Source organism: Pseudomonas sp. GLN_2 (assembly GCF_043106005.1).
Taxonomy (GTDB): domain Bacteria; phylum Pseudomonadota; class Gammaproteobacteria; order Pseudomonadales; family Pseudomonadaceae; genus Aquipseudomonas; species Aquipseudomonas alloputida.
Genome location: NZ_JBICMC010000026.1, coordinates 78527 through 93096, shown reverse-complemented (window position 1 = coordinate 93096; position 14570 = coordinate 78527). Strand labels below are relative to the sequence as shown.

Sequence of the window (14570 nt, the reverse complement as noted above, 5' to 3'; positions counted from 1 at the left end):
AAGGGGCCATACAGGCCTTCAGGCGTGTTTCTGCGGCTCGCGGATCTTGTACCAGGCCACGTACAGCGCCGGCAGGAACAGCAGCGTCAGCAAGGTCGCCACGATGATCCCGCCAATCATGGCGTAGGCCATGGGGCCCCAGAACACCTCGCGTGCAATCGGAATCATGCCCAGGCTCGCCGCCGCCGCGGTCAGCAGGATCGGCCGGCGACGATGGTTGGTGGCCTCCACCACCGCGTCCCATGGCGACAGGCCCTGGGCTTCGAACTCGTCGATCTGGGTCACCAGGATCACCGAGTTACGAATGATGATGCCCGCCAGCGCCAGAATGCCGAGTATCGCCACGAAGCCCATCGGCGTACCCGTAGGCACCAGCGCCAGCACCACCCCGATCAGCCCCAGCGGCGCCACGCTGACCACCAGGAACAGCTTCTGCACGCTGTGCAGCTGGATCATCAGGAAGGTCGCCATCAGGAACAGCATCAGCGGGATGACCTTGCGGATCGGCCCTTGTGCCTTGGCACTCTCCTCCACCGTACCGCCGGTAGCCACTTCGAAGCCCACTGGCAGCTTGCTGGCGAATTCGTCGATCTTCGGCTTCAGCTGGGCCACCAGGTCAGTGGGCTGGATCTCGCCATTGACCGAGGCCTTGATGGTGATGGTCGGCTTGCGGTCGCGGCGCCACACCAGCGGCTGTTCCAGTTCGTAGCGCACGGTGGCGAACGACAGCAGCGGGATCGACGTGCCGTTAGGGGTGAGAATTTGCAGGTTCTGCAGGGTATCAGGCGAGCCACGCTCGCTGTCTTCGGCGCGCGCGACCACATCGACCAGGTAGATGTTGTCGTTGACCTGGGTGATCTGCACGCCACTGACGATGCTGTTCATCACATTGGCAACATCTTCGGACGACAACCCCAGCTGGCGTGCCTTGTCCTGGGCAATTTCCACGCGCAGCACCTTACCCGGCTCGTTCCAGTCGTAGATCATCTCGCCGATGTGCTCGTTCTGGTCGAGCAAGGTGGCCAGCTCAATGGCGTGTTTGCGCACCTGGTCGATGTTGGCACCGCTCACCCGGTACTGAATCGGCCGGCCCACAGGCGGGCCCATCTCCAGCGATTGCACGTTGGTGCCGACGCCGACGAACTCTTCGTGCAGGATCTTCTGCAGGCGGTCCATCATGGCCTGACGCTCTTCGAAGCCCTTGCTGACAATCACCAACTGCGCGTAGTAAGGGTTCTGCAACTGCTGATCGAGGGGCAGGTAGAAGCGGATCGCGCCCTGGCCGATGTAGGTACTCCAGTGCACCAGGTCCGGATCGTCCTTGATCCGTGCCTCAAAGCGGTCGACCACCTTGCGCGTCTCCTCGATCGAGGCGTTCTGCGGCAGGTTGAGGTCGACGAGAATTTCCGGGCGGTCCGAGGACGGGAAAAACTGGTTCTGCACAAAACGCATGCAGAAGATCGACAGGGCAAACAGCACCACGGTGCCGATGATGGTCAACCAGCGGTTGCGCATGCACCACAGCAACCCGCCTTCAAATGCCCGCCCGACCCGGCCAGGCTCAGCCTCGTGAGCCTTGAGCTTGTCGCCTTTGAGAATATGCACGCCAAGCACCGGCGCGAAGAACACAGCCACCACCCACGACACGATCAGGGCCACGGCAATCACCGCGAACAGGGTGAAGGTGTATTCACCCGCAGAGCTGGCGTTGAGGCCGATAGGCACGAACCCGGCCACGGTCACCAAGGTGCCGGTAAGCATGGGGAAGGCTGTGGAGGTGTAGGCGAACGTCGCTGCCTGCTCCTTGCTTTCACCCATTTCCAGCCGCGTGACCATCACCTCCACGGTAATCATCGCATCGTCCACCAGCAGGCCAAGTGCAATGATCAGCGCACCCAGCGAAATCCGCTGCATGGTGATGCCGCTGTACTCCATGAATACGAACACCATGGCCAGCACCAGTGGGATCGAGCAGGCCACCACCAGCCCGGCGCGCACGCCAAGACTGACAAAGCTCACGGCCAGCACGATCACCACCGCCTCGAACAGCGCGCTGGTGAAACCGCCGACCGCCTGCTTGACCACCACGGCCTGGTCAGAAACGGTGTGTACACCAACACCCACCGGCAGGTCCTGGACCACCTGGTCCATGCGCTTTTTCAACGCCGCACCGAACACCTGGATGTTGCCGCCGGCCTTCATGCCGATGGCGAGGCCAATGGCTGTCTGGCCGTTGTAACGGAACATTGGCGAAGGCGGGTCGACGTAGCCGCGCTCGATGTCGGCGATATCAGCCAGGCGGAAGAAGCGGTCGTTGATCCTCAAGTTGACGGATTGCAGGTCTTTTTCCGAGGCAAACTGCCCGGACGTGCGCACCGAGATGCGCTCCGGGCCGGCCTCGATCATGCCGGCCGGCGTCACCGCATTCTGTGCTTGAAGTGCCTGCATTACCTGGCGCTGGTCAATGCCCAGGGCAGCCAGCTTGCGGGTGGAGAAGTTCAGGTACAGCACTTCGTCCTGGGTGCCGACCAGCTCGATCTTGCCGATGTTGGGTACATCGCGGACCTCGGCCCTCGCCTGTTCCACGTAGTCCCGCAGTTGGCGAAGCGTCAGGCCGTCGGCGGTAAAGGCATAAATCGAACCGAATACATCACCGAATTCGTCGTTGAAGCCCGGCCCCTGGATACCGGCGGGAAATTCGCCACGAATGTCCTGGATCTTCTTGCGCACCTGATACCAGATTTCCGGGATGTCCTTGGCCTTGGTGGTGTCGCGAAGGTACACGTAGACCGTGGACTCGCCCGGGCGGGTGTAGCTTTTGGTGTAGTCGAGCGAGTCGAGTTCCTCGAGCTTCTTCTCGATGCGGTCGGTGACCTGGTACAGGGTTTCGTCCTGGGTCGCACCGGGCCAGCGGGTCTGGATGACCATGGTTTTGATGGTAAACGACGGGTCTTCCTCACGGCCCAGGTTGAAGTAGGAGAAAATCCCCATCAACAGGCCTACGAACATCAGGTACCAGACGAACGATTGATGCTTGAGCGCCCAGTCGGACAGGTTGAAGCTTCCTTTCATTGCGCATCCTCGTCGAAGGTGACCTTCTGGCCAGGCTTGAGGCTGTTGACGCCGGCAGTGACCACACGCTCACCGGGCTGCACGCCGGTGCTCAGTACGATGCTGTCAGCGGTGCGGTCGATCAGCGCCACGTCACGGGTGGCCACGGTCTTGTGCTGCGTATCGATCACCCACACCTGGGTCTTGCCGTCGCGCTCGAGCAAGGCACTCAAGGGCAGTTCGCTGCGCGGGGACACTTCCGAGCTAAGGGTCACACTGATGGCGGTGCCAAGGTGAAAGGCCGCCGGTGTGCTGGCCAGGGTCAGGCGAGCACGGCGGGTCCGGGTGGTGGCATCGGCCTGGGGCTCCAGTTCACGCAGGCTGGCCGTGGTGTTGATGGTCGGGTCCAGTTGCGAGGCGACGGTGAAGGTCAGGCCTTTGCTCAACTGCTCGGCCAGGCCGATCGGCAGGTCGATTACCGCCTCCTTCACGTCCGGCCGGGCCAGGGTCACCACGGCCTGCCCGGCGGTAACGGTTTGCCCGGCTTCGGCCTGCCACGCGGTAATCACGGCAGCGTGGTCTGCACGCAGGGTGCTGTAGCCGAGCTGGTCACGGGCCTGGCTGACGGCGGAGCGTGCCTGCTCCAATGCCGCACTGGTGGTTTTCAGGTTGGTCTGGGCAATATCCAGCTGCGCCTGGGCGCCTACCCCACGGTCATACAACTGCTGCTGGCGACGGGCATCGGCCTGGGCGTTGATCCACTGTGCCTGCACCTTGGCCAGATCGCCTTCGGCGGCGCGCAGCTGGTTCTGCTGGTCGGTCGGGTCCAGGGTGGCCAAGGTGTCGCCCGGCTTCACCTGGGCGCCCACGTCCAGCCAGCGCCGGGCAATGCGCCCGGAAACCCGGAAGCCCAAGGTGCTTTCGAAGCGCGCCTGGATACTGCCGGCGAAGCGGCCCAGCTGCGACTGCACCTGGGGTTCGACCTTGACCGACAGCACAGGCCGGATCGCCTCTGGTGCCTCTTCTTCGCTACTGCAACCGACCAGCAGCACAGCGGCCGAGAGCATCAGCAACAGACGCTTCATAGCTCACCCCCTGGGCCCTTGGCGTCGACCTTCTGTACCTGCATGCCGGGGTGCAGCAACTGGCCGCCGTTGACCACTACGGTCTCGCCGCCTTTCAGGCCGCTGGCGACCACGATCTTGCCGGTGAGGTAACGGCGGATTTCGACCTTGCGCAGTTCCACCTTGTCGCCCTCGCCCACCACCCACACGGCAGGCTCATGCAAGGCCTTGGTCAGCGCCGACCATGGCAGCTCGATGCTGGGCCGGCCCTGGGCGTTGGTGGTGGCAGTAACCGGTGCCCCCAATTGCATCCCGGGCGGCACGTCCTTGAGCCCCACCTTGACCTGCACGGTGCCGCTTTGCGCCGACACGGTGGGGGTGATTTCACGCACGAAGCCACGGGCCTGGACCTTGGGATCGTCCAGCAGGCTCACGACTACCCCGGCATCGCTGGGCGGCGCCACCAGCAGCGATTCGTAGACGTTGAACACCGCATCGCGGTCGCCATCGACGGCCAGGCTGAAGATCGGCATGGTCGCCTGGACCACTTGGCCAACCTCGGCCTGGCGCTCGGTGATGACCCCGGCGGCCTCGGAGACCAGTGCGGTGTAGCTGAGTTGCTCGTTGGCATTGGCCAGTTGCGCCTGGGCGGCCTTGAGTGCGCTCTGGTTGCTGCGCAGCGCGGCTTCGGCAGCATCGTATTCGCTCTGGCTGGTGTAGCCCTTGGGCAGCAGTTTTTGCTGGCGCACGAAGGCCGCACTGGTCTGGGTAACGCGCGCCTGCGCGGCGAATACTTCGGCCTTGGCCGAGTCGACATTGTTCTGCAGGTCTTTCGGGTCCAGCCGGGCCAGCACCTGGTTGGCCTTGACGTGATCGCCTACGTCGACGCTACGCGAAATGATCTTGCCGCCGACGCGGAATGACAAATCGGTCTGCACCCGTGCCTGTACGTCGCCGGTCAGGGTGACCCTGGCAGCGAAATCGGTGGGTTGTACCTGCTGCACCCCCACCCGAGGCAGCGTCTTGGGCACCTCTTCCTTGCTACAGCCGGTGAGCATGTACAACAACCCCAGACAGATGACCGACAGCGGACGCATCAACGCCATGCTGGCTCCTTGCTTGTGCACAGATGATTTGTGGGATGCGACTGTGAGCGTAGTTCAGGGTTCGATAAACATCACTGACGGGGATCATTCCGGCATTTTCACAGCCGGTGCGGGCCTCTTCGCGGGTGAACCCGCTCCCACAGAGATCGTGCCTATGCTGAATTCTGTGCAGTACCTGTGGGAGCGGGTTCACCCGCGAATGGGCCGGTACAGGTACATATAACCTCTGCCATATCCAGAAACCATCCACTTCATTGCGCAGGCATCACAGTTACTACCTTTGGGAGGTCATCTGTTCGCGAGGAAGAACCTGATGCCCAGGGCTCAATCCCATCTGCTTCGTCGTGGTCGCTATTCAGAGATCGGCAGACTCTATCTGCTGACCACCGTTACCCATCAGCGCAAGCCGCTATTCGATGAATTCCACCATGCCCGCTTGGTCATTCATCAATTGCGGCAATCCGATCACGACCAAGCCTGCCGTTCACTGGCCTGGGTGTTGATGCCCGACCATCTGCATTGCTGATCGAATTGAAAGGAGCAACGCTGGATACCTTGATGCGCAGGTTCAAGTCCAGGTCCAGTCTCGCGTTACATCAGGCAGGGGTTGAGCATCATCCGGTATGGCAGCCTGGATATCAGGACCGGGCACTGAGAAGGGAGGAAAGCATGGTGCATGTCGCCAGATACATAGTTGCCAACCCGTTGCGGGCCGGCTTGGCAAGAAGTGTCAGGGACTATCCACACTGGGATGCAGTCTGGCTTTGAATGTGTGCTGAGGGCATTCGTGAGTGGACCCGCTTCCACAGCGATCGTGCACATTGTGAAGGTTGTGCACTACTACTGTGGGAGCGGGCGTGCCCGCGAAAGGGCCAGGTCAGGCCGACGCAGCCACCGGCGCCGGGCGCTTGACTTGCGGCTGCGAAGCGTTGGCTGCAGCACCCTCTTCGATCGCCTGCTGAATCGCCTTGCGACGACGCTCTTCGGCCTGGCGGCTGAAGTACCAGACGAAGAAGGTCACCAGCGATACCGACAGCAAGATCAGGCTGGCCACGGCGTTGATCTCCGGTTTCACACCCAGGCGCACCGCCGAGAACACTTCCATCGGCAAGGTGGTCGAGCCAGGCCCGGAGACGAAGCTGGCCAGTACCAGGTCGTCCAGCGACAGGGCAAACGACATCATGCCGCCCGCCGCCAGCGATGGCGCGATCATCGGGATGGTGATCAGGAAGAACACCTTCCACGGCTTGGCACCCAGGTCCATCGCCGCTTCCTCGATCGACAGGTCCAGCTCACGCAGGCGAGCCGACACCACCACCGCCACATACGCCGCACAGAACGTTGTATGGGCGATCCAGATGGTGACGATACCCCGCTCCTGCGGCCAGCCGATCATCTGCGCCATGGCCACGAACAGCAGCAACAGCGACAGACCGGTGATCACTTCGGGCATTACCAGCGGCGCGGTGACCAGGCCACCGAACAGCGTGCGGCCCTTGAAGCGGGTGACGCGGGTCAGCACGAAGGCCGCCAGGGTACCCAGCGCCACTGCCGCCACCGCCGTGTAGCAGGCGATTTCCAGCGAGCGCATCACCGAACCCATCAGCTGGGTGTTGTCGAGCAGGCCGACGTACCATTTGATCGACCAGCCGCCCCACACCGTCACCAGCTTGGAGGCGTTGAACGAGTAGATCACCAGGATCAACATCGGCAGGTAGATGAACAGCAAGCCGAGCACCAGCATCAGCTTGGAGAAACTGAAGCGTTTCATGCGCGGCCCTCCATCTCTTTGGCCTGGCTACGGTTGAACAGCAGGATCGGCACGATCAGGATCGCCAGCATCACCACTGCCAGGGCGGATGCCACCGGCCAGTCACGGTTGTTGAAGAACTCCTGCCACAGCACTTTACCGATCATCAGGGTTTCCGGGCCACCCAGCAGTTCCGGGATCACGAACTCGCCCACCACCGGGATGAACACCAGCATGCAGCCGGCGATGATGCCGTTTTTCGACAGCGGTACCGTGATCTTCCAGAAGCTGTTGAAGGTGCTCGAACCCAGGTCGGATGCAGCTTCGAGCAGGCTCGGATCATGCTTCACCAGGTTGGCGAACAGCGGCAGGATCATGAACGGCAGGTACGAATAGACCACGCCGATGTAGACCGCCAGGTTGGTGTTGAGGATCTGCAACGGCTGGTCGATCAACCCGGTCCACAGGAGGAAACCGTTGAGCAGGCCGTTGTTGCTGAGGATACCCATCCAGGCATAGACGCGGATCAGGATCGCGGTCCAGGTTGGCATCATGATCAGCAACAGCAGGACCGTCTGGGTCTCCTTCTTGGCGTTGGCAATGGCGTAGGCCATCGGGAAGCCGATCAGCAGGCACAGCAGGGTGCTGAAGAACGCCATCTTCAACGAACCCAGGTAGGCCGAGAGGTACAGCTCATCCTCGGTCAACAGCCCGTAGTTGGCCAGGTTGAGGACCAGCTGGATCTTGTCTTCGACGTAGGTATAGATCTCGGTATACGGCGGGATTGCCACGTCAGCTTCGGCAAAACTGATCTTCAGGACGATGAAGAACGGCAGCATGAAGAACAGGAACAGCCAGATGAACGGCACGCCGATCACCAAGTGCCGCCCCTCCGGGACCAGACGCTGGAAGGCTCGCTTGAGCTTGCGCAGTTTCATGACCGCAGTACCACGCCGCTGTCGTCTTCCCACCATACGTACACTTCATCGCCCCAGGTCGGACGGGTACCTTGGCGCTCGGCGTTGGCGACGAACGACTGCACGACCTTGCCGCTCGGCAGCTCCACATAGAACACCGAGTGGCCCCCGAGGTAGGCGATGTCGTGGATCTTGCCGCGCGACCAGTTGTGCTCGCAGGTTGGCTGCTGGGTGGTGACCAGCATCTTTTCCGGGCGCAGGGCGTAGGTGATGTGCTTGTCTTCCACCGAGGTGGTGATGCCGTGGCCCACGTAGATCTTGCGCTCCAGCTCGGGGCTGGCAATGATCGCGTAGCCTTCGGCGTCGTCGACCACGTCACCTTCGAACAGGTTGACGTTACCGATGAACTCGCACACCAGGCGGCTGGTAGGTGTCTCGTAGATGTCCACTGGCGAGCCGATCTGGGCGATCCAGCCCAGGTGCATGATGGCGATGCGCTGGGCCATGGTCATGGCCTCTTCCTGATCGTGGGTCACCATCACGCAGGTTACACCCACGCGCTCGATGATCTCGACCAGCTCCAGCTGCATCTGCGAACGCAGTTTCTTGTCCAGCGCACCCATCGGCTCGTCGAGCAGCAGCAGTTTGGGGCGCTTGGCCAGTGAGCGGGCCAACGCCACACGCTGACGCTGGCCGCCCGACAACTGGTGCGGCTTGCGCTTGGCGTACTGGGTCATGTGCACCAGCTTGAGCATCTCGGCCACGCGGGCATCGATCTCGGCCTTGGGCATCTTGTCCTGCTGCAGGCCGAAGGCGATGTTCTGCGCCACGGTCATGTGCGGGAACAGCGCGTAGGACTGGAACATCATGTTGATCGGCCGCTCGTACGGCGGCATGTCGGTGATGTCGACGCCATCGAGGAAGATCCGCCCTTCGGACGGGCGCTCGAAGCCGGCCAGCATGCGCAGCAAGGTGGACTTGCCGGAACCGGAGCCGCCCAGCAGGGCGAAGATCTCGCCCTTGCGGATTTCCAGGGACACATCGTCCACGGCTACCGTTTCGTCGAACTTTTTCGTGACCCGGTCGATCTTGACCAGCACCTGCTTGGGTTGCTGGCCACCCTCGAGGGCTTTTTTATAGGCACCGGAGGCAACTGCCATGAGTGAAACTCCCAACAAGATTTTTGTGCCCGCGTGGCCTGTTCTACGGTGCCGTCGCGGGTCTGGATTTTTACTTGCCCGACTTGACCTTGGTCCAGCTGCGGGTCATCAGCCGTTGCACCTTGGGTGGCAACTCTGAGTTCACGAACATCTTGTCCAGCACTTCCTGCGGTGGGTAAACCGCGGCGTCAGTCCTTACGGCCTGGTCCATCAGGGCGCCAGCCTTGGGGTTCGGGTTGGCGTAACCGACGTAATCACTGACCTGGGCGATAACCTCAGGTTTCAGCAAATAGTTGATGAAGGCATGCGCCTCTTTGACGTTCTTGGCGTCCTTGGGGATCGCCAGCACGTCGAACCAGAGGTTGCCGCCTTCCTTGGGAATGGCGTAGGCCAGGTTCACGCCCTTCTTCGCTTCTTCAGCGCGGGCCTTGGCCTGGAACACATCACCCGAAAAACCTGCCGCGACGCAGATGTCGCCGTTGGCCAGGTCGGTGATGTACTTGGACGAGTGGAAGTAGGTCACGTACGGGCGCACCGCCAGCAGCTTCTGCTCGGCCTTGGCGTAATCCTTGGGGTCGGTGCTGTTGGGGTTGAGGCCCATGTAGTTGAGCACCGCAGGCAGCATTTCATCCGCCGAGTCGAGGAAGGCCACACCGCACTTGGAGAGCTTCTTCATGTTTTCGGGCTCGAACAGCACGGCCCAGGAGTCGATGGTGTCCACGCCCAGCGCGGCCTTGACCTTGTCGACGTTGTAACCGATGCCGTTGGTGCCCCACAGGTAAGGCACCGCGTACTGGTTGCCCGGGTCGTTCTTTTCCAGGCGCTTCATCAACGCCGGGTCGAGGTTGGCATAGTTGGGCAGCAGGTTCTTGTCGAGCTTCTGGAAGGCGCCCGCCTTGATCTGCTTGCCCAGGAAATGGTTGGACGGCACCACCACGTCATAGCCGGTGTTACCGGCCAGCAGCTTGCCTTCCAGGGTTTCGTTGGAGTCGAACACGTCTTGCACAGGCTTGATGCCCGTAGCTTTCTCGAAGTCCGCGAGTGTGGTGGGGCCGATGTAGTCGGACCAGTTATAGAAGTGCACCGTCGGCGCCGCTTGGACGCTGCATGCCAGCGTCAGGCCCGCGCCGGCCATCAAGGCCTTGCGGAATACAGAAATAGACAAGTGGGGGTCCTCACAATCAGTGCCTGGGTAGCGACAATGCTGCCGCACACGCAAAACCGGCGCGCAACTTAACTTCGCAGCTTCGATGCCGCAATCATCAATTACCTTTCAATGGCTCTGGGCCGGCAAACCCGGCCCAGAGGTGTCGCATCGGGCTTACTTGCCCGACTTGATCTTCGTCCAGCTGCGGGTGATCACTCGCTGCACAGAAGCGTCAGGCGCAGCGATCGCGTACAGCTGCTTCTTCACTTCGGCAGGCGGGTAGATGCTTGGGTCGCTGGTGATGTCTTTGTCCACGAACGGGGTGGCAGCAGCGTTACCGTTCGGGAAGCGCACGGCGTTGGTGATTTCAGCCATGATTTCCGGCTGCATCAGGAAGTTCATGAACTCGTAGGCCGCGTCTTTATGCTCGGCATCTTTCGGGATGGCGACCATGTCGTAGAACGTACCGGCACCTTCCTTCGGAATGACGTAGTCCACTTTGACCTTGTCGCCCGCTTCATGGGCACGGGCCTTGGACTGCTCCAGGTCACCCGAGTAACCGACGGCTACACAGATGTTGCCGTTGGCCATGTCGCCGATGTACTTGGACGAGTGGAAATAGGTGATCGAAGGACGGATCTTGAGGAACAGGTCCTCGGCGGCCTTCAGGTCTTCTTTCTTGGTGCTGTCGGTCGGCTTGCCGAGGTAGTGCAGCGCAGCCGGGAGCATTTCGGTCGGGGCGTCGAGGAAGCTCACGCCGCAGCTCTTGAGCTTGGCGATATTCTCAGGCTTGAACACCACGTCCCACGAATCGATCTTGTCCACGCCCAGCGCAGCCTTGACCTTCTCCGGGTTGTAGCCGATGCCGATCGAGCCCCACATATAAGGGAAGGCATGCTTGTTGTCCTTGTCGCTGGCATCGCCAACGGCCTTGAGCAGGTCGGGGTCGAGGTTCTTCCAGTTCGGCAGCTTGGACCGGTCCAGCTCCTCGTACACACCCGCCTTGATCTGCTTGGCCAGGAAATTGTTCGAAGGCACGACGATGTCGTAGCCCGACTTGCCTGCCAGCAGCTTGGCTTCCAGGGTTTCGTTGCTGTCGAAGACGTCGTACTTGACCTTGATCCCCGTCTGCTTCTCGAACTTGGCGATGGTGTCCGGAGCGATGTAGTCCGACCAGTTATAGACGTTCAACACTTTGTCTTCAGCCTGAACAGCGGAGGCCATGGCACCCATCAGGGCGGCGGCCAGCAACGTCTTGCCCATTTTATTCATGCGTAATGCTCCAGAATTTTTATTTAGCAACTGTCCAGCAGCCAGAACCCACGGTGCAGAGCGCGCGGCGACTGAAACAGTCGCTAGTCTGGCAAGTTACAAGGCCCTGTATCAAGGAAAGCAGGGCCATGTAACGACTTAATGTCACAACGCTAGCCTAGCAAACGCTTATCGAATCGCCTCAAGGGTCAGGTCCAGGCACTTGCGCGCCTTTTCCACCAGTTCGTCGATCTCCGCATGGCTGATTACCAGCGGCGGCGCGATGATCATGGTGTCACCCACCGCACGCATGATCAGGCCGTTCTCGAAGCAGAAGGTGCGACAGATCATGCCCACGCCCTTGCCCTCGTAACGGCTGCGGGTGGCCTTGTCCTTGACCAGCTCGATCGCACCCAGCATGCCCAGGCCGCGCACTTCACCCACCAGTGGATGGTCCTGCAGCTCACGCAAACGCTTTTGCAAATACGGTGCCGCTTCCGTGCGCGCCTTCTCGACAATTTTCTCGTCACGCAGGATGCGCAGGTTTTCCAGGCCCACCGCGGCCGCCACCGGGTGACCGGAGTAGGTGAAACCGTGGTTGAAGTCGCCGCCTTCGCTGATCACCTTGGCCACGGTGTCACGCACAATCACACCGCCCATGGGGATGTAACCGGAGGTCAGGCCTTTCGCGATGGTCATCAGGTCAGGCTTGAGGTCGTAGTAATCAGAGCCAAACCACTCGCCGGTACGGCCGAAGCCGCAGATCACCTCGTCGGCGACGAACAGAATGTCGTACCTGGCGAGGATCTCCTTCACCTTCGGCCAGTAGGTTTGCGGCGGAATGATCACGCCACCTGCGCCCTGGATCGGCTCGGCGATGAAGGCAGCGACGTTGTCTTCGCCGACTTCGAGGATCTTCTTCTCCAACTGCTCGGCGGCCCAGACACCGAATTCGTCAGGGGTCATGTCGCCACCCTCGCCGAACCAGTACGGCTGAGGGATGTGCACGATGCCCGGGATCGGCAGGCCACCCTGCTCGTGCATGCCGCTCATGCCGCCCAGGCATGCACCGGCGAAGGTGGAGCCGTGGTAACCGTTGATGCGGCCGATGATGGTCTGCTTGTGCGGTTTGCCCTTCAGCGCCCAGTAGTGGCGCACCATGCGCAGCACAGTGTCGTTGCCTTCGGAGCCGGAGCCGGTGAAGAACACATGGGTCATACCTTTCGGCGCCACGTCGGTGATCGCCTTGGCCAGCTCGAGCGCAGGCGGGTGAGCGGTCTGGAAGAACAGGTTGTAGTACGGCAGCTCGCGCATCTGTTTTTCCGCCGCCTGCACCAGCTCTTCACGGCCGTAGCCGACCGCCACACACCACAGACCGGCCATGCCGTCGAGAATCTTGTGCCCCTCGCTATCCCACAAATGCACACCCTGGGCCTTGGTGATGATGCGCGGCCCCTTCTCCTTCAGTTGCTTGTAGTCACTGAAAGGTGCGAGGTGATGCTCCCCGCTCAGGGTTTGCCATTCACGGGTTTGCGGGTTGTTGACGCTCATGTGCTTCTCCGTTATTGGACCGCCGCGCTCCTGCGGCACCAGGGTTGATCAGACAGCGAACAGCAGGAACTCACGCTCCCACGAACTGATGACACGTTTGAAGTTTTCGTGCTCGGCGCGCTTGGTCGCGACATACCCGGTAATGAATTTCTTGCCCAGGTACTGCACCAGCGCACGGCTGTTTTCCATGCGTTCCAAGGCATCTTCGATGGTCAGGGGCAGGCGCAGGTTGCGGCGTTCGTAACCACGGCCCTGCACTGGCGCGCTGGCCTCGATGCCTTCGACCATGCCGATGTAGCCACACAGCAGGCTGGCGGCGATGGCCAGGTATGGGTTGGCGTCGGCGCCCGGCAGGCGGTTTTCGACGCGCCGGCTTTGCGGGCCGGCATCCGGTACACGCAGGCCGACGGTGCGGTTTTCTTCGCCCCACTCCACGTTCACCGGCGCCGAAGTGTCGGGCAGGAAGCGGCGGAACGAGTTGACGTTGGGCGCGAACAGCGGCAGCGCCTCGGGGATGAACTTCTGCAGGCCACCAATGTGGTTGAGGAACAGCTCGCTCATGCTGCCGTCTTCATTGCTGAAGATGTTCTTGCCGGTGGCCACGTCGACCACACTCTGGTGCAGGTGCATGGCACTGCCCGGCTCGCCGGTCATCGGTTTGGCCATGAAAGTGGCAGCCACGTTGTGCTTGAGCGCCGCCTCGCGCATGGTGCGCTTGAACACCAGGATCTGGTCGGCCAGGTGCAGAGCGTCGCCGTGACGGAAGTTGATTTCCATCTGCGCCGTGCCGTCTTCGTGGATCAGCGTGTCGAGGTCCAGCTGCTGCAGCTCGCACCAGTCGTAGACGTCTTCGAACAGCGGGTCGAATTCGTTGGCAGCTTCGATCGAGAACGACTGACGGCCGGTTTCCGGGCGACCGGAACGGCCTACCGGGGGCTGCAGCGGGAAGTCCGGGTCTTCGCTGCGCTTGGTCAGGTAGAACTCCATCTCCGGTGCGACGATCGGCTGCCAGCCCTTGTCAGCGTATAGCTTGAGCACTTTCTTCAGCACGTTGCGCGGCGACAGTTCGACCGGGTTGCCCTTCTTGTCGTAGGTGTCGTGGATGACCTGTGCGGTTGGCTCGATGGCCCACGGCACGAGGAACACGGCGTTCTCGTCAGGGCGGCAGATCATGTCGATGTCTGCAGGGTCGAGCAGTTCGTAATAGATGTCGTCGTCGACGTAATCGCCGGTCACGGTCTGCAGCAGCACGCTTTCGGGCAGCCGCATGCCTTTTTCAGCGATGAATTTGTTGGTTGGCGAAATCTTGCCGCGCGTGATGCCGGTGAGGTCGCTGATCATGCATTCGACTTCGGTGATCTTGTGCTCTTTCAACCAATCGGTGAGCTGGTCGAGGTTGTTACTCATAAATACCTCAGGAGGTAAGGTGGTCCGCGACTTGATTCTGGATGGAGTCGATTGCTAAAGCAAAAACCCACGCGCAGAGCCACAGTGGATACACTGAAATCAGCTGTGTCCGTAATGAGTTCAAAAGGCAGGAAGACGAAGCGAAGGGCGGCAAGCCGCTACGAGG

10 protein-coding genes and 1 pseudogene are annotated in these 14570 nt (G+C 61.3%); 1 reads left to right on the top strand and 10 read right to left on the bottom strand.

The window, feature by feature from the left end; translation table 11 throughout:
* Positions 1-18: 18 nt before the first annotated feature.
* The 3 genes from ACF8Q6_RS07515 to ACF8Q6_RS07505 are packed head-to-tail and all read right to left on the bottom strand — an operon-like array spanning position 19 to position 5221.
* Positions 19-3072, bottom strand: coding sequence for an efflux RND transporter permease subunit (locus tag ACF8Q6_RS07515; RefSeq protein WP_392491193.1), 3054 nt, complete (start codon positions 3070-3072; stop codon positions 19-21).
* Complete coding sequence (locus tag ACF8Q6_RS07510) at positions 3069-4136, bottom strand: efflux RND transporter periplasmic adaptor subunit (RefSeq protein WP_392491192.1); 1068 nt, start codon at positions 4134-4136, stop codon at positions 3069-3071. The genes ACF8Q6_RS07515 and ACF8Q6_RS07510 overlap by 4 nt, the downstream gene beginning before the upstream one ends.
* On the bottom strand, positions 4133-5221 hold the full coding sequence (locus tag ACF8Q6_RS07505; protein ID WP_392491191.1) for an efflux RND transporter periplasmic adaptor subunit: 1089 nt from the start codon (positions 5219-5221) through the stop codon (positions 4133-4135). The genes ACF8Q6_RS07510 and ACF8Q6_RS07505 overlap by 4 nt, the downstream gene beginning before the upstream one ends.
* 313 nt (positions 5222-5534) lie before the next feature.
* Here ACF8Q6_RS07505 and ACF8Q6_RS07500 point away from each other — a divergent pair.
* Positions 5535-5989: pseudogene (locus ACF8Q6_RS07500) on the top strand (transposase).
* A 109-nt stretch (positions 5990-6098) separates the two neighbouring features.
* Here the strand turns inward: ACF8Q6_RS07500 and ACF8Q6_RS07495 are convergent.
* The 7 genes from ACF8Q6_RS07495 to ACF8Q6_RS07465 all read right to left on the bottom strand — a co-directional run bounded on the left by ACF8Q6_RS07495 (position 6099) and on the right by ACF8Q6_RS07465 (position 14404).
* Positions 6099-6992 carry an ABC transporter permease subunit gene (locus ACF8Q6_RS07495; protein WP_012054042.1) on the bottom strand — a complete coding sequence of 298 codons (894 nt, stop codon included), beginning with the start codon at positions 6990-6992 and terminating at the stop codon, positions 6099-6101.
* Positions 6989-7909 carry an ABC transporter permease subunit gene (locus ACF8Q6_RS07490; RefSeq protein WP_003253736.1) on the bottom strand — a complete coding sequence of 307 codons (921 nt, stop codon included), beginning with the start codon at positions 7907-7909 and terminating at the stop codon, positions 6989-6991. The genes ACF8Q6_RS07495 and ACF8Q6_RS07490 overlap by 4 nt, the downstream gene beginning before the upstream one ends.
* The gene (gene potA / locus ACF8Q6_RS07485) at positions 7906-9048 is read right to left on the bottom strand and encodes a polyamine ABC transporter ATP-binding protein (protein ID WP_010955706.1); all 1143 of its coding nucleotides are present in this window, start codon (positions 9046-9048) and stop codon (positions 7906-7908) included. The genes ACF8Q6_RS07490 and potA overlap by 4 nt, the downstream gene beginning before the upstream one ends.
* Before the next feature lie 70 nt (positions 9049-9118).
* Entirely contained in the window at positions 9119-10213 is a 1095-nt protein-coding gene (locus ACF8Q6_RS07480) for a polyamine ABC transporter substrate-binding protein (RefSeq protein ID WP_392490203.1), read from the bottom strand.
* Between the two features lie 156 nt (positions 10214-10369).
* A complete protein-coding gene (locus ACF8Q6_RS07475) occupies positions 10370-11467 on the bottom strand; it encodes a polyamine ABC transporter substrate-binding protein (RefSeq protein ID WP_010955708.1) in 1098 nt (365 codons plus the stop codon).
* Positions 11468-11635: 168 nt separating this feature from the next.
* The gene (locus tag ACF8Q6_RS07470) at positions 11636-12997 is read right to left on the bottom strand and encodes an aspartate aminotransferase family protein (RefSeq protein ID WP_003253728.1); all 1362 of its coding nucleotides are present in this window, start codon (positions 12995-12997) and stop codon (positions 11636-11638) included.
* Positions 12998-13045: 48 nt separating this feature from the next.
* The gene (locus ACF8Q6_RS07465) at positions 13046-14404 is read right to left on the bottom strand and encodes a glutamine synthetase family protein (protein WP_003253727.1); all 1359 of its coding nucleotides are present in this window, start codon (positions 14402-14404) and stop codon (positions 13046-13048) included.
* Positions 14405-14570: the final 166 nt, after the last annotated feature.